Source organism: Microbacterium longlingense (genome assembly GCF_058349825.2).
Genome location: NZ_JBYRJA020000003.1, coordinates 284,660 through 306,326, shown reverse-complemented (window position 1 = coordinate 306,326; position 21,667 = coordinate 284,660). Strand labels below are relative to the sequence as shown.

Below are 21,667 nucleotides of genomic sequence, written 5' to 3'. Positions count from 1 at the left end.
ATCGTTCCTCGGACTCACGGGTGCGAACACGATCGCCGAAGCCTCTGTGTCCTGGCTGGAACAGGTGAGAGCGCGAGCGGTCGCCGGGTCTCTGACATTCTCGACGTACGAGTCGTATTCGGGAATCGTGCGCTGTGTGTTGCTGCCGCAGTGCGGCGGAATCACCTTGGATGCGTTGACGGTGGGCCGGTGCGATCGGATCATCCAGGCAATCATGCTGGGCCGCGGCGTCTCTGCCGCTCGCCGTGCACGCGCCGTGCTCGGGCAGATCTGCGGATATGCCGTGCGGGATGATGCGATCCCGTTCAACCCGGTGCGGGATGTGCAGCGGTTGCCGTTGCCAGAGAAGAAGACCTCGATCCTCACGCCCAAGCAGATCGCCGGGATTCGCGAACTCATGCAACAGTGGCGCGTGAAGCCAGGGAACGGACCGCGACCCGACTATCGGGCGCTCATCGACGGCATGGACATCATGATCGGCACCTCCGCGCGCGTCGGAGAGTGCATTGGGCTGCGGCGATGCGATGTAGACATGACAACTTCGCCGCCGACGGTGCTGATCGGCGGCACGATTGTGCAAACCAAGGAGCAAGGCATCCATCGGAAGAACTCGCCCAAGCGCACGAGGCAGCGCCGCCGTGTGGCGCTCCCTGCCCTGTCGGCGGGCGCGGTGCGGCGTCGCCTCGCGCTTGCGGGAAGGGGGAAGGAGACGTTGCTCTTCGCTACGAAGAACGGTAATCCGATCAGCGTCAGCAACTACGAACGCCTCCTGCGGTCCTTCATCGACGACAACCGCGAAGACCTCGAAGAACTCGGCGTGGAGGTCGATCAGTACTCCACGCACATCTACCGCCGCACGACCGCAACACTCGTCGAGCGCGCGGCGGGCCTCACCCTCGCATCCCGCCTCCTCGGTCACGCGAACGAGCAGATCACGAGAACCAGCTACGTCGTCAGCGCGGAAGAAGTCGACCCGATCACCGTCGACGTGCTTGACGAGATTCTGGGGAGTTGACTATGCGGAGGGGTTCTCTCGCCCATGTAGCATTTTCGTTATACAATAATGGCATGAGCGAGCGCGAGACGATCAACGGGGTTCCCGTCACCGAAGATCAGATCGACGCCTGGGCCGCCGAAGCCGAGGCTGGCTATGATGTTGCGGCATTGAAGAAGCGCGGCCGCGGCCGCCCAGGTCGCGGGGCCGAGCCGTCTCAGGTAGTCGCGCTCCGGCTCACCCTTGAAGAGATCGCCGCGATCGACGAGCGCGCTGAACGTGAGGGCAAGTCACGCTCAGAAGTCATTCGCGAAGCGCTTCATCTGTCGGCATCGTGAACGTTCACGATTCGGCGCTGAAGCACGGCGTTCTCCGAGAAGACGCGATTCAAGCAGCGACATGGGCGGTATGGATCGAGGATCTCGATGAGAACAGCCCGGCACGGCAGTTGCGGCTCGGTTTCGACACTCGCGGACGACTCTTAGAGACGGTCGTTCTCGTCTTTGACAGCGGCAATGAGCTGGTGATTCACGCGATGAAGGCTCGACCGCAGATGATCGACCTGCTGCCCTAATCGGGTACCTAGTTGAGTATTCGTGCGAGTACTTGCCGCTGATGCGGCGTGCAGTCGTCGATGCTCTTCTTCTCGATGGTGAGCGCCCACCAGAGTGTCTGCTCGATGCCGCAATCACCGCAGGTACGTGGGGACACCACACCCCACGCGCCCATCCGTGGCGGAAAATCCCACCCCGCTTCGAAGGCGTCCTCGGAGGTCAGCATTGCGGTCGTGCCGCACGCCTCGCACCAGTGCTCGAATCGCTCCTCGTTCATGGTGTTGAGGGTAGCTCTGACGTCCGACAACCACCGCTGCGTTGCATCGAGTTCAGCCAGGGCTGTTCGGGAGATCTGCGTGCTACATCGGCAGTGGAACAGGGCATCTTCTTGAATGTGGGATGGGCTGCATACCTATTGAGTGGAGGAGCACTCTCGGAAAGGAGGAATGGAGCGCCGTGATCGTGCTGCGGCTTGTCGCGCCCGCGCGTCTTTCAAAGGCGCTCGGAAGCGATCACGGCGTCGAGAACTTGTGGTTGACGTTCCACGAGAACGGAGCTAAAGTGCTGGAACTGCCACCGGTTCAGACCGCCCAGATCCACGATTTTTCTAAGAGAGGTGGCGGTGGTGTCGATTCGGCACCACCGTAAAAGGCTCAAATTATGGCCTTCGGCGGAACAGGGAGCGGGTGTGCCGAATCGGCACCCCCGCTAGGTTCAAGATTCGGTGCGGGCGCGCCATTTTCTTCATGTGCGCATCCTGAGAATGTTCAGCTTCGCCATTGCGGGCTTCTTATGCCGTTACCCGCCAGGAGCCGACTTCTTCGTAGGCGGAGTCGCGGATCGATTCGCTCGTCTCGACCGAGAGGTCATAGTGGCTGAGGTTTCCGGCCCAGTACCGCAGGATCCTCCCCAGTTCGGCATCGTGGGGTTGAGGGAGTGCGCTGAGGTCGATCTCAAGATGGAACCGCATGGCGTTGTCCTTTCGTACGCGAAACTTGTTTCTTTCAACTGTGACATTGAAGTGCTTCTATAAACTTGGCATGAGCAGCTCTGTGGCGTTCGTGAGGTGCGAGGGGATGGAGGTGGTATGCGTCCCGTCGATCTTGCCCGCGCCGCGCAGGTCACACCGCAGACGGTTCGGAATCTCGAAGCACAGAACGTGCTCCCGGCAGCCGAGCGCACTGCGAGCGGCTACCGCAGATACGGTCCGACCCACCTGAGTGCGCTCCATGCCTACCGAACACTCACCCGCGTACATGGTGCACCCACTGCGCGCAGCATCATGGTCGCGATCACTGCGGGAGACATTGCAACCGGGGTTGCAGAAGTAGATGCAGCGCACACAGCCCTACATGCTCAGCGGGAGGAACTCGATGACCTTGCACTCGCGCTACAGATGATCGGACGCGAGCAACCTCGCGTGCAGAATGCGACGGCTCGCGTGAGCATCGGCGAACTCGCGGAGATGCTCGGCGTGCGAACCTCCGCATTGCGCGTCTGGGAGGCAGCAGGCCTCCTCCGCGCCATGCGCGACGGTGCTCACGGATATCGGGAGTACAACGAACCGCAGGTTCAGGCCGCGCGAGTCGTCCATCTGCTCCGACAGGGCGGATATCTCTTCGACCGCATTCGCCCGGCAATTGCTGCCCTCAACGGGGCCGGATCAACAGAAGCCCTGACCGCCGCCATCACCGAACGCCGCGAAGTTCTCAACCGGCGCTCCCGCCACGCGCTTCACGCCGCCGGGCTTGTCCACGCATACCTCGAGGCCCTCGACATCGCTGAGGCGTAGCCGCTGGCGGGGGAGCGACACGTGAGACAGGTCGCCCCCACCGAGAAAGGCGCTCCGCTGCCCCGTTCCCGGCGACGTGCCGCGATGACGCCTCCGTCTGGGAACACACGGGCAGACCTCATCTTCCGTCGCGACACAGCGGCAGCTGTGCCCGCGTGCCCGCAGGCGAGTGTCCGCAGCGCCGGAACGACCGTCGGCGACGGAAAGCTGCTGAGATTCCAGCCAGCGTTTTTCCCACACACGATCGGCAATCATCGATGCAAGGAGCATTATCGGCGCAAAAGTTACAGACCGGACGACACCGAGGCGTGCGCCGTCTGAAGCCTATGCTGAAGGGCTTGCCGCCCGGTAGGATCGGAGTAACCCGGTGAAACCCGGCTACCACCTGAATGGAGACCTGATGTCTGAGCCGTGGCTGTCCGCAGACGACATCGCCGCCCACCTCGGGATCACCAAAGACACCGTCTACACCTGGATCGCCGAGAAGGCCATGCCCGCCCACAAGGTCGGACGCCTCTGGAAGTTCCAAGCCAGCGAGATCGACGACTGGGTGCGACGAGGCGGAGCATCGGCCTCGACTCACGACGAGGATGCCGGGTAGTCGCGTGCGGATCATCAACAATGTCAGCGACCTGTTAGGCGACGATCTCAAGGCCGTGATCGTGCCGGGCTCGAAGGTGCGCATCGCAGCATCGACGTTCTCGATCTTCGCGTTCGAAGCACTCCGCAAGGAGCTTGAGAAGGTCAGCGAGTTGGAGTTCATCTTCACGTCGCCATCGTTCGTAACCGAGAACGTGACGGACAAGCTCCGCAAGGAGCGCCGCGAGTTCTTCATCCCCGGCGGGCAGGCCGAGTCAAGCCTCGCGGGGTCCGACTTCGAGATCAGACTGCGCAACAAGCTCACCCAGCGCGCGATCGCACGAGAGTGCGCTGACTGGGTTCGCCGCAAGGTCACCTTCCGCTCAACCGCCACGGGCAACCCGATGCAGCAGTTCGCGGTCATCGATGACAAGGCCGCCTACACCCAGCTCCAGGGGTTCACGACGGCCGACCTCGGCTACGAACGCGGCAACGCCGTGTCGAGCTTCGTGAACCGGCTCGACGAGGCCCCGATGACCGAGCAGTACATGCAGCTGTTCGACCAGATTTGGAACAACCCCGAACAGGTCAGCGATGTCACCCAGGCCGTCCACGACCACATCGCCAGCGTGTACACCGAGAACTCCCCGGCACGAATCTACTTCCTGATCCTCTACAGCCTCTTCGCAGAGTTCCTCGACGACATCAACGAGGACGTGCTGCCGAACGACCGCACCGGGTATCAGGAGACGAAGATCTGGCAGAGTCTCTACAACTTCCAGCGCGACGCGGCCACCGGCATCATCAACAAGTTGGAGACCTACAACGGCTGCATCCTCGCCGACTCCGTGGGCCTCGGCAAGACGTTCACCGCACTCGCCGTCATCAAGTACTACGAACTGCGCAACAAGTCCGTGCTGGTGCTCTGCCCGAAGAAGCTCGCGGAGAACTGGACAAACTACAACGCCAATCTCACGACCAACATCTTCGCCTCCGACCGGTTCAACTACGACGTGCTCGCACATACCGATCTCTCCCGCATGAAGGGTGAGTCGCTCGGCCTGCGGCTGGATCGGATCAACTGGGGCAACTACGACCTCGTCGTGATCGACGAGTCCCACAACTTCCGCAACGCCGACTATGCCGAGGAGAAGGAGTCGCGCTACCAGCGCCTCATGCGCCAGGTCATCCGCGAGGGCGTGAAGACCAAGGTGCTGATGCTCTCGGCCACCCCGGTGAACAACCGGTTCAATGACCTCAAGAACCAGCTCCAGCTCGCCTACGAGGGCGAGTCGGAGAACCTCGCCCAACACCTGAACCTGTCCACGACGGTCGAGAAGGTGTTCTCCGACGCGCAACGCGTGTTCAACGAGTGGTCCAAGCTGGACCCTGAGCACCGCACCACTGACCGCATCCTCCAGATGCTCGACTTCGACTTCTTCGAGTTGCTCGATTCGGTCACCATCGCCCGCTCGCGCAAACACATCCACGCGTTCTACGACACCACCGAGATCGGCGCCTTCCCGGAACGACGCCCGCCGCTCTCCATCCGCGAGCCGCTCACGGACCTCCCGGACGTGCCCGGCTTCAACGACATCTTCGAGCAGCTCCAGGCACTGACCCTCGCCGTCTACACCCCGCTCGCCTACGTGTTCCCGAGCCGACGCTCCAAGTACGAAGACCTGTACAACGTCACCGCCGGCAGTGCCCGATCCAATCTCGGACAGGCAGGGCGTGAGCAGGGCTTGAAGAAGCTCATGACCGTCAACCTGCTCAAGCGTCTGGAAAGCTCGGTCGATGCCTTCCGCCTCACTCTGGCGAAGATCGAAGGCTCCGTCACCCACACGCTCGGGCGTATCAGCAACCACGCGGGCAACCTCGCCGACCTGAGCCCCGAGCTCGCAGGGCTCGACTTCGATGTCGATGACGAAGACGACGCGAACATCGAGGCGCTGTCCTTCGGCGAGAAGATCAAGATCGACCTCGACGACCTCGACATCGAGTCCTGGCAGCGCGACCTGTGGAACGACCGCGAGACCCTGCGCGAGCTCCTCGACGAGATGCGGAAGGTCACCCCCGACCACGACCTCAAGCTCCGCAGACTCAAGCAACTCATCGAGGGCAAGGCCCGGCACCCGATCAACGACGGCAACCGCAAGGTGCTCGTGTTCTCCGCCTTCGCAGACACCGCCGACTACCTCTACCGCGAACTTGCTCCCACGCTCGCCGCCGCCGGGCTGGACACGGCCGTGATCACCGGTGGCAGCCACGGTGCGAAGACGACCCTCGGCACGGGCTTCGACTTCCAGCAGGTCATGTCGCTATTCTCGCCTCGCTCCAAGCAGCGCCATCTCACGATGCCGCGCGAGACCCGCGAGCTGGATGTGCTGATCGGCACCGACGTGATCAGCGAGGGCCAGAACCTCCAGGACTGCGACTACCTGATCAACTACGACATCCACTGGAACCCGGTACGCATCATCCAGCGCTTCGGGCGCATCGACCGCATCGGCTCCACCAACAGCCAGATTCAGCTCGTGAACTTCTGGCCCGACATCTCCCTCGACGAGTACATCAACCTCAAGGAGCGCGTCGAGAACCGCATGGTCATCGCCGACCTCGCCAGCACCGCCGACGACAACGTCCTCACCCTCGAAGACTCCGACGCCGCCTTCCGCAAGGAGCAGCTCCGCAAGCTCCAAGACGAAGTGATCGAGCTCGAAGACGTCCGCACCGGTGTCTCGATCACTGATCTCGGGCTCAACGACTTCCGTATGGACCTGCTCGGCTACATCAAGGAACACGGCGACCTCGACACCGCCCCCCGGGGCCTCCACGCCGTGATCCCAGCCGACCCCGCAAAGGGACTGCGACCCGGCGTCATCTTCGCCCTACGAAACCTCACCGCAGACGAACACATCAACCGAGGCAACCGCCTCCACCCGCACTACCTCGTCTATCTCGACGACCAGGGCGAGGTCATCGCGAATCACACCGAAGCCAAGCACCTCCTCGACCTGCTGCGCGTCGGCTGCCGACCCTACGAAGAGCCGGTCACCGAAGTCGTCGGCGTGTTCAATGCCGCGACCGGCGAGGGTGCGCAGATGGGCAAGTACTCGGCGCTGCTCACCGATGCGATCCACTCCATGATCGATGTCACCGAGGAACGCGACATCGACAGCCTCTTCACCGGCGGGAGCACCACCGCCCTCACCCAAACCATCGCCGGCCTCGACGACTTCGAGCTGACCGCGTTCATCGCTGTCGTAGACCCCACCGAGGGCGGTGCTGATGACTGACATCCTCTACCGCTGGCCAGAGGCAGCAAAGTTCGGCAGACGCGTGCCCAAAGAGAAGTTCTACGAGCACGGCACCGTCAGCACCGCAGTGCGCGAGAAGTTCATCAACGAAGTCCAACGCATCACCTGGGCCTACAAACTCGCCGAAACCACGATCAACCTCCCTGGCACGTCGGCGGTGCCCGAGATACAGGTCTTCACGATCGACGCCAAGACCGATTACGTCAGCGAGGGTGTCCTGGGCGCCATCGACAAGGCCATCCCGTTCCCGATCATCTTCGAGATCGCGCGTCACCGCGAACAGCCCGAGGTGCGGATTGCTGCGGCGCACAAGCAACTCGGGGCGGGAACGCCGAAACTCAGCGCCTACTACTCGACTGGTTGGCAGCCAGAGGACACCACGCGGCAGGCCCTGCCGACGGCGATCACCTTGCCTGCGCTCTACGCCGCGCTCCTGCAGCCGCTGACCCCGATCACAGCGCGCCCGGGCGAGGAGATGTCAGACGTCGCCGACAGACTGGCCACGGTGCGCAAGCTCGAACGCGAGGTCGCGTCCTTGGAGCGCAAGCTCCGTACCGAGCCACAGCTCAACCGCAAGGTCGAGCTCCGCCGCGCGCTCAAGACGAAGCAACACGAACTGGAACAGCAGAGGTAACCCGTGGAGAGACTACGCATGACATCACCCGACCTCACGCAGGCCAACATCGACAAGATCGCCACGCTGTTCCCCAGCGTCGTCACCGAGAACTTCGACGCCGACGGCAACCCAGTGCAAGCTGTCGACTTCGACCTCCTGCGTCAGGAACTCAGCGACCACATCGTCGAGGGTCCGCAGGAACGGTACCGGCTCGACTGGCCCGGCAAGCGTGCCGCAGCCTTCACAGCGAACGCGCCGATCGCGAAGACCCTCCGTCCCGTTCGCGAGGAGTCGGTGGACTTCGACACCACGAAGAACCTCTTCATCGAAGGCGACAACCTCGACGCACTCAAGCTGCTCCAGGAGTCGTATCTCGGCAAGGTCAAGCTGATCTACATCGACCCGCCCTACAACACCGGGAACGACTTCGTCTACAACGACGATTTTGCCGAGTCCGTTGAGGAGTACCTGGTCCGATCCGGTCAGGTGGGCGACTCAGGCGCAAGGCTAACGGCTAACACCGAGTCCAACGGTCGATTCCACTCTGACTGGCTGAGCATGATGTACCCGCGCCTCAAGTTGGCGCGAAACCTCCTGGCGGCCGACGGGGTACTCGTCATGTCGATCGATGACAACGAGAGCGCGAACCTTCGGAAACTCGCGGAAGAGGTGTTTGGTCCCCGAAGCTTCATCGCTCAACTCACTATCCAGGTGAACCCGCGTGGACGACACCTTGACAGGTTCATAGCGAAGACGCACGAGTCCCTCCTCGTTTTCGTGCGCGATCCCCTGAGCGATGCCATCACCGGTGTCGAGAAGGACGGTCGCATGGCGGATGAGTACAACCGCGTGGACGAAAGCGGTCCATACCGTCTTCTAGGGCTAAGAAATCGGAATCAAGCATTCAACCCAAGCACGCGTCCGAACCTGTACTACCCGCTCTTCATCTCTCCTTCCTCCGGCAGAGTCTCGGCCGTCGGCAGTGACGAGTTTTCTGTCCAAGTCATGCCGGACGCACCTGACGGCACGCAGACGTGCTGGACCTGGAGCCGAGAGAAGGTGGCCGCCGAAGAGGCACTTCTACTCGCCGAACGTAGTGGCGACGATTGGCGGGTGTTCCGGAAGGATTACCTCCACGGCACAGACGGTGAGGTTGCGAAAACGCTGGCCAAGTCGGTCTGGCTCGACCCCGAGTTCTCCAACGACTATGGTCGCAAGTCTGTCAAGAAACTATTTGGCAGTGCCGTCATGGACTTTCCCAAGTCGCCCGAGTTCATGAAGCGCATCATAGATATCGCCTGCGGCACCAACGGAACCGTGCTCGACTTCTTTGCCGGAAGCTCGTCAATGGCACACGCGGTTCTTGATGCCAACCTTGGAGATGGCGGGACACGTCGCTTCATCATGATCCAACTCGATGAGCAGACTGACGAAAAGTCAGAAGCAGCCTCGGCGGGATTTGCGACCATCGCCGCGCTCTCCAAGGAGCGCATCCGTCGCGCCGGCGTCACACTCAAGAGTGAAGCCGGCATGCTCGAAGGCACGGTCGACGTTGGCTTCAGAGCACTCCGTGTTGACACAACGAACCTGGCAGATACGGCAACCGCAGCTGACGATCTTGTGCAGACCGCTCTGATCGGCGCTGTCAGCAGCGTGAAACCCGACCGCACGGGTGAAGACCTGTTGTTTCAGGTTCTTCTCGACTGGGGCATGGAACTCACGATGCGGACCAAGAAGGAGACCATCGATGGCTTCGAGGTGTACGACGTTGAGGAGGGTGCGTTGATCCTGTGCACACGTCCGCGTGAGGCGCGCGATTCCTCTCTCTCTCTCTCTCTCTCTCTCTCTCTCGGGCTGCCGCAGCCATCGCGGAACGTCAGCCGCTTCGCGTCGTGTTCCTCGACGAAGACTTCGCGGACGACGCGGAGCGCATCAACGTCGGGCAGGTGTTCAGTGAACGCTCGCCACACACTGAGGTCAAGACCATATGACCGTCGCTCGCTGGTCGGTGGTGCGTGATGGAGAAGCGCACCCTACATACGCCCGACCTCACCGCTCGCAACATCGAGCGGATCGCCGATCTGTTCCCGCAAGTCATCACCGAGTCCCGCGACCCGGAGGGCAACGTGATCACCGCGATTGACTTCGACTTGCTCCGTCAGGAACTCAGCGACCACATCGTGGAAGGGCCAGAGGAGCGGTACCGGCTCGACTGGCCCGGCAAGCGTGCCGCAGCCTTCGCCGCCAACACGCCGATCGCCAAGACGCTGCGTCCGGTGCGTGAGGAGTCGGTGGACTTCGACACAACGAAGAATCTCTTCATCGAGGGCGACAACCTGGAGGCGCTCAAGCTGCTTCAGGAGTCGTACCTCGGCAAGGTCAAGCTGATCTACATCGACCCGCCGTACAACACGGGAAACGATTTCGTCTACGACGATGACTTCGCCGAGTCGAGCGCCGAGTACCTCGCCCGCTCAGGTCAGAGCCTGGAGAGCGGCGAGCGCCTGGTTGCGAACACCGAAGCGAACGGTCGCTTCCACTCTGACTGGCTGAGCATGATGTACCCGCGACTCAAGCTGGCCAGGAACCTACTGACCGACGATGGCGTGCTTGTCGTCTCTATCGACGAGAACGAGCACGCCAGTCTCGTCCGCCTGGGCGAGGAGGTGCTCGGCGATGCGTCGTACGTCGGAGAGATCGTGCTGAAGAACAGCAGCAAGAACGACCAGGCGTACGTCTCAATTCAGCATGAGTACATCGTCTTCTTCGTGAAGAACCGGCAGGCCAACGCCGGTGACTGGGTTGAGAAGAAGGAGGGACTCGACAAGATATATGCAGCCTTCGACGGGTTCCGGAGGAAGCATGGCGACGACTGGGCAGCTATCAATGCGGAGGCCAAGGCCTGGTACAAGACCTTCCAGGCGAGTGATCCAGTCGCCGGAAGCAAGCATTACGACTGGATGGACGAACGTGGAATCTACTTCGCGTCCGACATCTCCGGCCCAAACGACGGTCAGTACGTCTACGACGTAGCACATCCCGTGACCGGCGAAGTTGTGAAGATGCCGGCTTCCGGTTGGCGCTACCCGAAAGACGAGATGCTTCGCCGCATCGCGGAGAACCGAGTCCACTTCGGGAACGACCACACCGGGGTGCCGAAGAACAAGACCTACCTTGCGAACACCGAGTATCAGAACCTCACGAGCATCCGTTACGTCGATGGCCGCGCGGCCTCGAAACGGCTCGCGACGTTGTTCGGCGAGAAGGTCTTCACGAACCCCAAGGACGAGTTCCTGCTCCGGGACGTCTATCGCGCAGTCGGCGTGTCTGGCGACGACATTGTGCTCGACATGTTCGCGGGTTCCGGATCGGCGATGCAGGCCGTTCTCGAACTCAACGGCGCTGAGTCGATGTCATGCCGTTTCATCGGAATCCAGGTCGCCGAGGACTTGAACGAGTCTCTCAACACGGCCAAGGGGGCGGCGAAGCAGATCACCACGAATGCGATCCGGCACCTCACGCACCTCGGGCGTCCGGCGACAGTTGCTGAGATCACCAAGCAGCGAATGCGCCTCGCTCACGAGCGTTTTGCGAGTGACCTGCTGGTGGATAGCGGCTTCCGCGTGCTGCGAGTTGACAGCTCGAACTTGGTCGACACTCTGGCGGTCCCCGACGGCCTCTCGCAGGACATGCTGTCCGGAGCGATCAACAGCGTCCGATCGGATCGTGACGCGTACGACCTGCTGTTCCAAGTGCTGATCGACTGGGCTTTGGACCTGAGCGAACCCGTCGTCGTCGAACAAGTTGACGGCCGTGAAATCCTTTCGGTGGCCGAGGGAGCCCTCGTCGCCTGCTTCTCCGGGGACATCAATCCGACCATCATCAGCGAGGTCGCGAGGCGGCAGCCTCTACGGGCTGTCTTCCTGGATTCAGGCTTCGCCACAGACGCTGCACGTATCAACGCCGAGCAGGTGTTCCGTGAGGTGTCGCCCGCGACTGAGGTAAGGACTATCTGAGGAACTACATGACCCTGACGAACGACGAACTCACCGAGCTCCTCGACCGGCTGTTGGCCGGTTGGGAGAACGAGGTTGTCGAGTTCAAGGAGGCTGCGCGGCAGTTCTCTGCGGACAAGACAGGTGAGTACATCTCGGCACTGAGCAACGAGGCGAACCTACGCGGACTCGCCTCGGGGTGGCTCGTCTTCGGGGTCTCGAACGCTCGGCAGGTCGTGGGCACAACGCATCTCATCGATGTGCAGCAGCGTCAGACCTTGAAGCACCACATCCATCAGTCCATCGACCAAGGCCTGACCGTGCGAGAGGTCTACGAGGTCACGCACTCGGGCAAGCGTGTGGTCCTTCTTGAGGTGCCAGCGGCGCCCCGCGGCATCCCAATCTCGTGGAAGGGTGACTACCGAGCTCGCGCCGGCGAGAGCCTGGTGCCGCTCTCGCTCGACAAGTTGGATGAGATTCGGCGGCAGACCATCAGCGCGGACTGGACAGCGGTGGTGGTTCCTGACGCCACGCTCGCTCACCTCGATCCAGCTGCGATCGCACGCGCACGACAGGGGTTCACCGAGCGCTACGCCTCTCGTATCCCTGCCGCTGACATCGACTCATGGGATGACGCGACGTTCTTGGCCAAGGCGAGGTTGACCCGCGACGGTCAGATCACGCGAGCCGCGCTCCTTCTGCTCGGCGCCGACACCTCCACGCACCTGCTGAGCCCGCACCCGGCTCAGATGACCTGGAAGCTCGTTGGTGAGCAGCGGGCGAACGAGCACTTCCGTCTGCCGTTCCTGCTGAACACGACCGCGCTCGCGAAGCGCATCCGCAACGTGCAGCTCCGGCTCCTGCCGCCAGATGAGTTGATCTATCGAGAGATCAGCAAGTACGACGAACGCAGCCTGCTCGAAGCGCTCTACAACTGCATCGCGCACCAGGACTACACGCGAAACTCTCGGATCATCGTTACCGAGCATGCCGACCGCATCGTGTTCGAGAGCGTGGGCGAGTTCTTCGACGGCGCACCCGATGACTACGCCCTGGACGAGCGCACCCCACGGCAGTACCGCAACCCGTTCCTCGTGGAGGCGATGACGGAGTTGAACCTCATCGACCAGATGGGCTACGGGATCCACCGGATGGTGCGGGACCAGGTCCGTCGCTTCTTGCCGCTGCCGGACTACGACCTCAGCACCCCTGGCGAGGTGAAGCTCACCATCCCGGGCGCGGTGATCGATGAGTCCTACTCTCAGCTGCTCATGGTCCGAACCGATCTTCCGCTCGAAGACGTGCTTGCGCTGGATCGGGTGCAGAAGGGACTCGACATCAGTGAGAAGGCTGCCCGCCATCTGCGCAGAGTCGGTCTGATCGAGGGCCGCAAGCCTCACCGCCGGATCACTCCTCGCGTCGCAGCGGCGACCGGGGCGATGGCCGACTACATCCGCACCCGGCCTCAGGCGGACGCGCACTACGCAGCCCTGCTGACTGACTTCCTCCGCGCGCAGGGACACGCAGACCGTGGCGACGTGGAGGCCTTGCTCCGACCGGCGCTCAGCGAGGCGCTCACCGAGCAGCAGAAGGCAACCAAGATCACGAACCTGCTGACGAAGCTGCGACGCCAGGGCGTCATCGTGAACCGCGGCACGCGTACGAAGCCACGATGGGAGCTTTCTTACGCAGGCGACGAAGGCGCGCAGTCCGAGCCCCCGCGCAAGAAGGATGACGACGACAGCAGTGGTGCTGGAGGGGCGGGATCAGTGTGAATACAGGCATCTACGCCGTCCGCAACCTTCTAGCAGCGACGACGAACAGCGCTGATTGCAGAAAGAAAGACACCCGATGAAGCTCCAGTTCAAGGTCCAGCAGTACCAGACCGATGCCGTCGATGCTGTCGTCGAGGCCTTCGCCGGGCAGCCGAAGCACGACGGTATCTCCTACCGGATCGACCCCGGCAAGGTCCGCCCTGCCACCGCTCCGGCGCTGTTCGAGACCGAGGAGCGCCCAGACGCCGGCCTCCGCAACGCCGAGATCGCCCTGTCCGGCGCGCGGCTGCTGGAGAACGTGCATGCGGTGCAACGGTCACGGAACCTGCCACTGTCTACCAAGCTGATCGACAGCAAGGCCGCCCCGGGCGCTCCGAACCTCGATGTCGAGATGGAGACCGGTACCGGCAAGACCTACGTCTACATCAAGACGATCATGGAGCTCCACAAGCGGTACGGCTGGTCGAAGTACATCATCGTGGTGCCCTCGGTCGCGATCCGTGAGGGCGTGAAGAAGTCGTTCGACGTGACCGCCGAGCACTTCCAGCAGCTCTATGGCACCAAGCCTCGCTCGTTCATCTACAACTCCTCCCAGCTCCACGAACTGGAGCGCTTCAGCTCGGACGCCGGCGTGCAGGTGATGATCATCAACATCCAGGCGTTCAACGCCACCGGCAAAGACAACCGCCGCATCTACGACGAGCTGGACGACTTCCAGTCCCGCCGCCCGATCGACGTGATCAGCGCCAACCGCCCGATCGTGATCATCGACGAGCCCCAGAAGATCGGAGCACCCAAGTCGCTCGAAGCACTGTCGCGGTTCAACGCCCTGATGCTGCTTCGCTACTCCGCCACACACAAGGTCGATCACACGAAGGTGCACCGGCTCGACGCACTGGACGCCTACAACCAGAAGCTGGTGAAGAAGATCGCCGTGCGCGGCATCACCGTAAAGGGACTCGCTGGATCGGCTGCCTACCTATACCTGGACGCAATCGAGATCGCCAAGGGCGCCAAGCCTCGGGCGCGGGTCGAGCTTGAGGTGCAGACCGCATCGGGCATCAAGCGACAGGTCAAACGTCTCGACATGGGCGCGAACCTCCACGACGTCTCGAACGGGATCGAGGCATACAAGGGACTGTTCATCACCGAGGTGGACGCCAACCGCGACGTGATTGAGCTGAGCAACGGTGACGTGGTCGTGGCAGGGCAGCTCGCCGACCGGGATGTCACCGAGGAGACCAAGCGGCGCATCCAGATTCGCGAGGTCGTCCGTGCACATCTGGACAAGGAGCGCGAACTTTTCAGCCAGGGCGTCAAGGTGCTCTCGCTGTTCTTCATCGACGAGGTCGCCAAGTACCGCGACTACAACCGCGAGGACACCCTCGGCGACTACGCCCGCATCTTCGAAGAGGAGTACGCCGCGATCCGCGACGAGGTGCTCGGCGAACTCGCCATCGATGCGGCGACCGAGGAGTACCAGGCCTACCTGCGCCGTGACGACGTGCGTCGGGTCCACGAGGGCTACTTCTCCATCGACAAGAAGACCAAGCACCAGATCGACGGCAAGGTCTCCGGCCGTGGCGACGACAAGGGCCAGTCCACCGACACCGACGCGTACGACCTGATCCTCAAAGACAAGGAACGCCTGCTGTCGTTCACCGAACCCGTCCGGTTCATCTTCTCCCACTCGGCACTGCGCGAGGGCTGGGACAACCCCAACGTGTTCGTCATGGGGATGCTCAAGAAGAGCGACAACACGGTCTCCCGGCGCCAGGAGATCGGGCGTGGCCTGCGGCTGGCCGTCGACCAGCACGGCGAACGGATGGACAACCCCGTCACGGTGCACGACATCAACGAGCTGACCGTCGTCACCGACGAGTCCTACACCGACTTCGTGACCGGCCTTCAGCGTGAAATCTCCGAGTCGCTGGCTGCGCGGCCACGCAAGGCCAGCGTCAAGTTCTTCGTCGGCAAGACCATCCAGACTCTCTCTGGCGAGTCGGTCATCGAGGAGGCCGTCGCCCAGGCGCTCTACAAGTACCTCGTCAAGAACGACTACGTGAACGACGACGACACCATCTCCGATGCTTACAAGCAGGCCAAGGAGGATGGCACACTGGCTGCGCCAACCTCCGACGCGCTCAAGCCCGTCATCGACTTCGTGTGGCCCCTGATCGACGTCCTCTACCTTGACCTGCCGGTGCCCACCGATGACCGCAAGCCGAAGAAGATTCCGTTGAACGAAGCCAACTTCGCGCGCAAGGAGTTCCAGGCTCTGTGGGGCCGGATCAACCACCGCGCCGTCTACCAGGTCGAATTCGACTCGGGCGAACTGATTCGCAAGGCGACCGAGCACCTCGACAAGCACCTCAACGTCGCCGCGCTTCAATACGTGGTGCAAGCCGGGCAGCAGCGCGAGCAGCTGGAAGCGGACGACCTGACCGGCGGCTCCGGCTTCGCAGTGCAGACCACGCAGACGCACACCGAGACCGTGAGCGCCGGCTCACAGGTGAAGTACGACCTGCTCGGCGAGATCACCGAGAAGACCCAGCTCACCCGTCGCACGGTCGCGGCGATCCTCCGCGGCGTCACTCCAGGAACGTTCGCCAAGTTCCGCCTCAACCCCGAGCAGTTCATCACCGAGGCCGCCCGACTCATCAACGAGCAGAAGGCCACGGTCATCGTCGAGCACCTCGCCTACGACGCACTCGAAGACCGATTCGACTCCGCGATCTTCACCGAGAACCAGACGGCTCAGGACTTCTCGAAGGCTGGGTCGAAGCTCAAGAAGCACGTCTACGACTACGTGGTCACCGACTCCAAGATCGAGCGCGAGTTCGTCACCGAACTCGACACCAGCCACGAGGTCGCCGTCTACGCGAAGCTCCCGCGAGGGTTCTTCATCCCCACGCCTGTTGGCGACTACAACCCCGACTGGGCCATCGCGTTCACCGAGGGCAGCGTGAAGCATGTCTACTTCGTCGCCGAAACGAAGGGCTCGCTGTCAACACTCCAGCTCAAGGGCGTCGAGGACGCGAAGATCGAGTGCGCCCGCAAGTTCTTCGCGTCCCTCAGCGAAAAGAACGGACAGGACGTCACGTATGACGTGGTCACCGACTACACCGAGCTGATGCAACTCGTGACGGCGTAGGACTGGTGGTTGGGGTCAGCCGCTTTCTGCTTGGCAGACTTCGGAAGGAATCTAAACGATGATGATCATCGCGATCGCGACACAAGAGAAGCCGAGGAGAATAAGTGCGCCGAATCCGTAGACGGCTTTCTCGCATGCGGCGAATTTTCGCTCAGCGAGCTTAGAAAGGTCGAGGATCTGCTGCCAGGCGTCATCCGCGGCTGAGGAGGTAGAGAGGTGCTCGTGCAAGTCGGTGACTGACGCACGGGCAAGGGAAGGCCACGAGAATCTGTTGGGTTGCAGATAGCCAACCTTGCGTTGAGGGCCGATTGCTTTCATCAGCCAGAACAATGTCCACATGAACGTGAGGAGCGTCAAGGTGGCTGGGCCCCCCACGTAGAGTCCAGTGATCCATGACTGCTGCGCCGCCTTCATGATCGTGCTGGAGTTGCTTACCAGCATCGTCATTGCGACGCCCAAACCTGCAATGAGGACGGTCGCTTTGGTGTCTGCAAATCGTACCCAGTTCGCGATCTGGTCGAGAGCTTGACTGCTCCCGTCTGTTGGACCGGCCTCGGGTCGTCGCTTAGGCCACAAGAGCCTGCGCTCCTTCGATTGGCCAACGCCTCGTGATGCGCCACTCTGTGTAGGCAGCGAGCCAATGCGCCGCCCAAGCAGTAACCGTGGCGACAGTGTGTTCATGAGGGTCCCAGTCGTCTTCGTCGGCGACGCACAGATTCCCGTTCAAGTAAAGGTGAGGTGAAGGCACCCAAGATCGACCTGCGGCGATGCCGAGCTTGGGCCCCACGACCGCGACTCTGGGGAGGCCTTCATCCTGCCGGGTCATGATCAGCACTTTGAACTTGCCGCGCCCCGTGTTGAGTTCACCGCCCCAGCAGGGACCGAGGCCGTCTGAAGCGGGCAGGTAGGTGAAGCCAGGGAACGACTGCTCCATGGCGCTGATGTGATGCTGTAGACGTGCGCTATCTGTCCACCAGGGCGCGTCATTCACAGCATTGTCAGGGGCTTCCTCGCCGCCGTGGAACGCGTGCTTCTGGACCGGGGTGACGAACCCGAGGGAACTGTGAACGTAGCCGGAGGGCGACGCTTGTACATTGTCGAAGACGATCTGCCCATTCACGGTGACGTATCGAGGAACGTCGACTCCGTGATGATGAAGAAGTGCAGCGATGCTCATGACGCCTGCCTTATCTGATCACGATGGACGATGTCGGGTTTCCGCTGAGCTGCAGTGCCACATCGTCTAGATACGCAAGAGCCTGCCGCCAGTGGTAGTCATAGAAGTGGTACTTCTTGCGTTCATAGTCGCGCTGGTATGTCTTCGGAGAGTCACTGTGCTCGACGAATGAGGTCGCCCCCGGAAGCTGGCTTGTCAGTCCTTCGCCCACGACGATCTCCCAGGAGTTCGCCTTCTTCTCGCACTTCGCAGCGAAGTTTGCAGCAAACCCAAGAGGGTTCACTTCGCTGTGACCCGAGCTGCCCGTCCGCACGAAGGTGATTCGACCGTAGTCAAGACCCGCTCTCGCCTGCACCCGATGGATACTGCGGTACTCGAGCCGCGGGTTCACTTCACTCTCCACTGCTCCAAGGGCGAACGCGCAGGCTCCGAGAGCCATAGTGGCGTCGACTTGTGAGTTTCCCGGACCGAATCCTGCGAATAGGCCGTCTCCCCGGAGTCCGAGCGGATAACCGCCGTAAGCAAGGACTACTTCGATGAAGCCCGTCAGCACGGCGTGCGCAAGATCCACGACTTGGGTTTCTTCGTCCCAGAAGGTGCGGCCAGTGAAGTCGGTGAGATCGAGGAACGCGACTGCCAGAGGAACGGTGCGACGTTCTCCTACTGCAAGGTCTTCGAAGGCAGGGTGGCCCAGCGCCTTGGCTTCGGGTGCGGCCGACGCGTAGAGTTCGCTGAGGTTTCGCCCTTCGCGACGTGCCTGAAAGTCACGTATGACAGTGTCCCCGAAGGTTGATGGCGTGTAGTTCGCCATCAACCTTGTTCCGAAGCCGTTCACTGAGGACTACTTTCGGGTGCCGTACGGGCTCTGGTTGGTCGGCTTGAGTGAGACACCGATGTCGCTTGCGCGGCTCCGGACGGCATCCTCGCTCCTTCCCATGTGCAGGCCGATCACGCGGGTCGGTGTGTTGCCTTTGGCCTCTCGTCGCAGTTGCGCGTCTTGGGCCGAGGTCCAGGGCTTGCCCGCGTTGGGCGGATGCTTCTTGCTCATGTCGTTCTCCTGATCTGTAGAGCTCATCTGGCAGTTGGTTCGAGATCAGGATGACAGGAGAGCCTGGCTAGCGCAACGTAGATCTTGACCTTCTACTTAAGTTTATCACAACGGAAGTAGCTTGTTGCTTGTATGGCGCGTCGCATGACAGGGTTGCGCGTGCGTCTGCTTTACTGGTTGCATGATGTCATGGGATCCGCACGGTGCAGAGCGCCTCGAGGAGATAAAGCGGGCTGTAGCCGATGTGAGCCTCGACGTTCTCGTGCAGGAGGCCGTCAAGGAGGTCTGGAGTGCGAACCGTGCACGTCACGAGCCGGAGGAACTCTTCGACGACGCTTTCACGTTGAGCACCGTCTCGAGCAGAAATCTCGCCAATCGCCTGTATACGACAGTGAACAGGGATAGCGGGCTACGACGTGCTGGGGTTTCCGCAACCAGGGACTTTGCGGCCACCGTCTTGCGCGTGGGCGCCTTTGATATTCGCTTGGTCAAGACCCCGCACCTCGCTGCGCGTAAGCCCGACTTCGTGTCCAGCTTTGACTGGAGGGACAGCGAATCCCGTCTAGCCGCGGCGGCCCGCAACCACGGGGCGTACTCGCCACCCATCCGCAGACCCGAGATGTCGCCGTTGTTCGAGATGGAACAAATCGATGCTTCCGAGAGCGTCCGGGGCTGCAGGGACGCGTTCCTTGTATGGGGCGCTGAGTACGAGTCCGAGCTCACTGCGGGATGGCTTGGCCTTCCGACCACTACTCCGGATCGCTGGCTCGCGGTTGCGCCCCTCTGGTGGGACGAACCTGCATCGCGCACAACGAAGTTCGAGGACGCGGACGCTTCGACTGAGAACATTGGCTTTGCGGATCAGCCAGAACCGGTTCCGAACATCTCACTGAAGGTCCGGAAGATAGAAGGAAACTCGCTGTGACAGAGGAAGTAGACCCGACGGAACGCGCCCGACGACGTCGTACCACCGGGACATCCGTTGACTTCGACGGGCGGCGACTCTCTCTAGCTCGACGCCTCAGGCGACTACAACGAACCACCCTCGCTGCAAAGACAACTGTCTCGGCAGCAGCAATCACACAGTTCGAACGAGGAACCTCACGGCCGACCAACACTGTTGTCGCCGAGCTTGCTCTCGCGCTGGGGGTCCCAACTGGCTTCTTCCAACGCGGCCGAGCGATAGAGCAAGTCCCAGCGAGCAGTGCTCACTTCCGCTCGCTCAGAGCCACGCCAGCGATCGCGCGAGACCAGGCCCTCGCCTTCGCCGAGATAGCCCTCGCTGTCGTGGACGTGTTCGAGCAGTACGTCGACTTTCCTCCAGTCACGGAGATCATCGACCCGGTTGAGGACGAACCCAGTCGCGAACGTATAGCCGAACTCGCCGCTCAAGCTCGCGCAAAACTCGGGTTGCAGGCAGGACCGGTACCGAACGTCGTACGGCTGATGGAAGCCCACGGCATAGTCGTCCTTCGCCTGCCTCAAGACATCGATCGAAAGGTGGATGCTTTTTCAACCGATGTCGGCTCCCGGCCCCTAGTTCTCCTCTCGCCTTCAAAGCATGACAAGGCTCGCAGTCGATTCGACGCTGCCCATGAGCTGGGGCACCTCGTTATGCACCACGAGGTTGAACCGGGTTCCAAGATCATCGAGAATCAAGCACACCGCTTCGCCGCCGAGTTCCTCGCTCCGAGTGCTGAGCTCATACCCGAGCTACCGACCAGAGTGGACTGGGAAGCCCTTCTGAAACTGAAGGCCAAGTGGGGTATCAGCCTGAAGGCACTCATCTACCGAGCTCACGACCTAGAGGTGTGGGGGGACTACACCTACCGGAACGCGAGCAAACAACTCGCGGTGCAAGGCCTCCCAGAGCCTGGCCCACTCGGCCTGCCTGAGTCTCCGTCACTCCTTGGTCGGGCTGCCTCTCTTTTGAAGGACGCTGGAATCGATAGCACGGATCTCGCCGTCGCGAGTCGTCTCACTGAGCATCAGATCAACGAGGTGATCGAGGCGGGAAGCGACCTCAAGCCAAAGTTGCGGCTGGCGATTGATCCGAACGAGCACTGACCGCCGAGCACCCATGTTGGCGTCTCGGTGGCCTCGGAGCGGGAGGCTTCGAGGCCACCCGAATCATGAGTGCCTCGGTCACCACTTTGATCACCAGAAACCCCTTCCGAGGTCACCAGATTGGCTGGCATCGGCCGGTACCAACCGGTAAGCTGATGCCATGAGAACCGCAGAAACACGCGGTTTTTCGCCCGATCGGCGCTCAGGCACAACGGACTCCGGACCCTTCAGTTGTTCTTGGTTCGAGTCCAGGTACCCCAGCAAGACAAAAACCCCCGCTCAGGCGGGGGTTTTGCTTTGCCCTGGAAGGTGCCTCTGGGGCTACTGCAGCTTATGACCAGAGAGATCGTGCCCCACGCTCTGTCGTCGAAGCCGTGGGCGGCGGTCCCCATCGTGAATCCAGGGTCGTTGTGACCGAGGATCGTGGCCACCGCGGCGGGGTCGACGCCGTGCCTGGTCGGCACGGATATCGCCGCGTCGTGTGACGGGCCCCGCCATGTGTGGGGGACGCTGGCCTGCACAAGGATCTTCCGCCACGACGTCGATTCGCGGTCGTCGATGACCGGTCTGTCGGGTCGGCGGGCGGACGTGAACGC

The 21,667-nt window shown here is 61.9% G+C and carries 19 protein-coding genes; 13 read left to right on the top strand and 6 right to left on the bottom strand.

What is annotated here, in order from left to right; genetic code table 11:
• Positions 1 to 136 precede the first annotated feature (136 nt).
• The 3 genes from AC3RXY_RS06690 to AC3RXY_RS06680 are packed head-to-tail and all read left to right on the top strand — an operon-like array spanning position 137 to position 1,568.
• A complete protein-coding gene (locus tag AC3RXY_RS06690; RefSeq protein ID WP_498224506.1) occupies positions 137 to 1,015 on the top strand; it encodes a tyrosine-type recombinase/integrase in 879 nt (292 codons plus the stop codon).
• 53 nt (positions 1,016 to 1,068) lie between these two features.
• Positions 1,069 to 1,332: a ribbon-helix-helix domain-containing protein gene (locus AC3RXY_RS06685; protein WP_491510113.1), complete on the top strand. Its 264-nt coding sequence runs from the start codon at positions 1,069 to 1,071 to the stop codon at positions 1,330 to 1,332.
• Positions 1,329 to 1,568, top strand: coding sequence for a toxin (locus AC3RXY_RS06680; protein ID WP_130110946.1), 240 nt, complete (start codon positions 1,329 to 1,331; stop codon positions 1,566 to 1,568). The genes AC3RXY_RS06685 and AC3RXY_RS06680 overlap by 4 nt, the downstream gene beginning before the upstream one ends.
• An 8-nt stretch (positions 1,569 to 1,576) precedes the next feature.
• Here AC3RXY_RS06680 and AC3RXY_RS06675 read toward each other — a convergent pair whose 3' ends face one another.
• A complete protein-coding gene (locus AC3RXY_RS06675) occupies positions 1,577 to 1,825 on the bottom strand; it encodes a hypothetical protein (RefSeq protein ID WP_491510112.1) in 249 nt (82 codons plus the stop codon).
• A gap of 513 nt (positions 1,826 to 2,338) precedes the next feature.
• Positions 2,339 to 2,518: a hypothetical protein gene (locus AC3RXY_RS06670; protein ID WP_200115154.1), complete on the bottom strand. Its 180-nt coding sequence runs from the start codon at positions 2,516 to 2,518 to the stop codon at positions 2,339 to 2,341.
• 117 nt (positions 2,519 to 2,635) lie between these two features.
• Between AC3RXY_RS06670 and AC3RXY_RS06665 the strand changes: the two genes are divergently transcribed.
• The 8 genes from AC3RXY_RS06665 to AC3RXY_RS06630 all read left to right on the top strand — a co-directional run bounded on the left by AC3RXY_RS06665 (position 2,636) and on the right by AC3RXY_RS06630 (position 16,779).
• The gene (locus tag AC3RXY_RS06665; protein ID WP_491510110.1) at positions 2,636 to 3,340 is read left to right on the top strand and encodes a MerR family transcriptional regulator; all 705 of its coding nucleotides are present in this window, start codon (positions 2,636 to 2,638) and stop codon (positions 3,338 to 3,340) included.
• Between the two features lie 400 nt (positions 3,341 to 3,740).
• Complete coding sequence (locus AC3RXY_RS06660) at positions 3,741 to 3,941, top strand: helix-turn-helix domain-containing protein (protein WP_200115156.1); 201 nt, start codon at positions 3,741 to 3,743, stop codon at positions 3,939 to 3,941.
• On the top strand, positions 3,931 to 7,218 hold the full coding sequence (locus AC3RXY_RS06655) for a helicase-related protein (protein ID WP_491510109.1): 3,288 nt from the start codon (positions 3,931 to 3,933) through the stop codon (positions 7,216 to 7,218). Before AC3RXY_RS06660 ends, AC3RXY_RS06655 begins: the two co-directional genes overlap by 11 nt.
• Positions 7,211 to 7,873, top strand: coding sequence for a DUF4391 domain-containing protein (locus AC3RXY_RS06650; RefSeq protein WP_200115157.1), 663 nt, complete (start codon positions 7,211 to 7,213; stop codon positions 7,871 to 7,873). The genes AC3RXY_RS06655 and AC3RXY_RS06650 overlap by 8 nt, the downstream gene beginning before the upstream one ends.
• An 18-nt stretch (positions 7,874 to 7,891) precedes the next feature.
• Entirely contained in the window at positions 7,892 to 9,874 is a 1,983-nt protein-coding gene (locus AC3RXY_RS06645; RefSeq protein WP_491510108.1) for a site-specific DNA-methyltransferase, read from the top strand.
• Complete coding sequence (locus tag AC3RXY_RS06640; protein ID WP_491510107.1) at positions 9,874 to 11,871, top strand: site-specific DNA-methyltransferase; 1,998 nt, start codon at positions 9,874 to 9,876, stop codon at positions 11,869 to 11,871. The genes AC3RXY_RS06645 and AC3RXY_RS06640 overlap by 1 nt, the downstream gene beginning before the upstream one ends.
• Positions 11,872 to 11,879: 8 nt before the next feature.
• Positions 11,880 to 13,625 (top strand): RNA/DNA-binding domain-containing protein, encoded by a 1,746-nt coding sequence (locus AC3RXY_RS06635; protein WP_491510106.1) that lies wholly within the window; start codon positions 11,880 to 11,882, stop codon positions 13,623 to 13,625.
• A gap of 76 nt (positions 13,626 to 13,701) precedes the next feature.
• The gene (locus AC3RXY_RS06630; RefSeq protein ID WP_491510105.1) at positions 13,702 to 16,779 is read left to right on the top strand and encodes a type III restriction-modification system endonuclease; all 3,078 of its coding nucleotides are present in this window, start codon (positions 13,702 to 13,704) and stop codon (positions 16,777 to 16,779) included.
• A 51-nt stretch (positions 16,780 to 16,830) separates the two neighbouring features.
• Here AC3RXY_RS06630 and AC3RXY_RS06625 read toward each other — a convergent pair whose 3' ends face one another.
• The 4 genes from AC3RXY_RS06625 to AC3RXY_RS06610 are packed head-to-tail and all read right to left on the bottom strand — an operon-like array spanning position 16,831 to position 19,004.
• Positions 16,831 to 17,460 carry a Pycsar system effector family protein gene (locus tag AC3RXY_RS06625; RefSeq protein ID WP_491510104.1) on the bottom strand — a complete coding sequence of 210 codons (630 nt, stop codon included), beginning with the start codon at positions 17,458 to 17,460 and terminating at the stop codon, positions 16,831 to 16,833.
• Positions 17,345 to 17,956, bottom strand: a complete 612-nt coding sequence (locus AC3RXY_RS06620) for a type II CBASS E2 protein (protein WP_491510103.1) — start codon at positions 17,954 to 17,956, stop codon at positions 17,345 to 17,347. Before AC3RXY_RS06620 ends, AC3RXY_RS06625 begins: the two co-directional genes overlap by 116 nt.
• Positions 17,957 to 17,966: 10 nt before the next feature.
• Complete coding sequence (locus AC3RXY_RS06615; RefSeq protein ID WP_491510102.1) at positions 17,967 to 18,767, bottom strand: adenylate/guanylate cyclase domain-containing protein; 801 nt, start codon at positions 18,765 to 18,767, stop codon at positions 17,967 to 17,969.
• A 30-nt stretch (positions 18,768 to 18,797) separates the two neighbouring features.
• Positions 18,798 to 19,004, bottom strand: a complete 207-nt coding sequence (locus AC3RXY_RS06610; RefSeq protein WP_491510101.1) for a hypothetical protein — start codon at positions 19,002 to 19,004, stop codon at positions 18,798 to 18,800.
• Positions 19,005 to 19,185: 181 nt separating this feature from the next.
• Between AC3RXY_RS06610 and AC3RXY_RS06605 the strand changes: the two genes are divergently transcribed.
• Both AC3RXY_RS06605 and AC3RXY_RS06600 read left to right on the top strand, forming a co-directional pair.
• Complete coding sequence (locus tag AC3RXY_RS06605; protein WP_491510100.1) at positions 19,186 to 19,929, top strand: hypothetical protein; 744 nt, start codon at positions 19,186 to 19,188, stop codon at positions 19,927 to 19,929.
• The gene (locus AC3RXY_RS06600) at positions 19,926 to 21,071 is read left to right on the top strand and encodes a helix-turn-helix domain-containing protein (RefSeq protein WP_200115166.1); all 1,146 of its coding nucleotides are present in this window, start codon (positions 19,926 to 19,928) and stop codon (positions 21,069 to 21,071) included. The genes AC3RXY_RS06605 and AC3RXY_RS06600 overlap by 4 nt, the downstream gene beginning before the upstream one ends.
• The last annotated feature ends 596 nt before the right edge of the window (positions 21,072 to 21,667 follow it).

Coding starts and splice junctions, on each gene's coding strand:
- AC3RXY_RS06685 (WP_491510113.1), top strand. CDS start 1,069: ATGAGCGAGCGCGAGACGATCAACGGGGTTCCCGTCACCGAAGATCAG.
- AC3RXY_RS06675 (WP_491510112.1), bottom strand. CDS start 1,825: ATGAACGAGGAGCGATTCGAGCACTGGTGCGAGGCGTGCGGCACGACC.
- AC3RXY_RS06670 (WP_200115154.1), bottom strand. CDS start 2,518: ATGCGGTTCCATCTTGAGATCGACCTCAGCGCACTCCCTCAACCCCAC.
- AC3RXY_RS06665 (WP_491510110.1), top strand. CDS start 2,636: ATGCGTCCCGTCGATCTTGCCCGCGCCGCGCAGGTCACACCGCAGACG.
- AC3RXY_RS06660 (WP_200115156.1), top strand. CDS start 3,741: ATGTCTGAGCCGTGGCTGTCCGCAGACGACATCGCCGCCCACCTCGGG.
- AC3RXY_RS06655 (WP_491510109.1), top strand. CDS start 3,931: ATGCCGGGTAGTCGCGTGCGGATCATCAACAATGTCAGCGACCTGTTA.
- AC3RXY_RS06650 (WP_200115157.1), top strand. CDS start 7,211: ATGACTGACATCCTCTACCGCTGGCCAGAGGCAGCAAAGTTCGGCAGA.
- AC3RXY_RS06645 (WP_491510108.1), top strand. CDS start 7,892: ATGACATCACCCGACCTCACGCAGGCCAACATCGACAAGATCGCCACG.
- AC3RXY_RS06640 (WP_491510107.1), top strand. CDS start 9,874: ATGGAGAAGCGCACCCTACATACGCCCGACCTCACCGCTCGCAACATC.
- AC3RXY_RS06635 (WP_491510106.1), top strand. CDS start 11,880: ATGACCCTGACGAACGACGAACTCACCGAGCTCCTCGACCGGCTGTTG.
- AC3RXY_RS06630 (WP_491510105.1), top strand. CDS start 13,702: ATGAAGCTCCAGTTCAAGGTCCAGCAGTACCAGACCGATGCCGTCGAT.
- AC3RXY_RS06625 (WP_491510104.1), bottom strand. CDS start 17,460: ATGAACACACTGTCGCCACGGTTACTGCTTGGGCGGCGCATTGGCTCG.
- AC3RXY_RS06620 (WP_491510103.1), bottom strand. CDS start 17,956: ATGAGCATCGCTGCACTTCTTCATCATCACGGAGTCGACGTTCCTCGA.
- AC3RXY_RS06615 (WP_491510102.1), bottom strand. CDS start 18,767: ATGGCGAACTACACGCCATCAACCTTCGGGGACACTGTCATACGTGAC.
- AC3RXY_RS06610 (WP_491510101.1), bottom strand. CDS start 19,004: ATGAGCAAGAAGCATCCGCCCAACGCGGGCAAGCCCTGGACCTCGGCC.
- AC3RXY_RS06605 (WP_491510100.1), top strand. CDS start 19,186: ATGATGTCATGGGATCCGCACGGTGCAGAGCGCCTCGAGGAGATAAAG.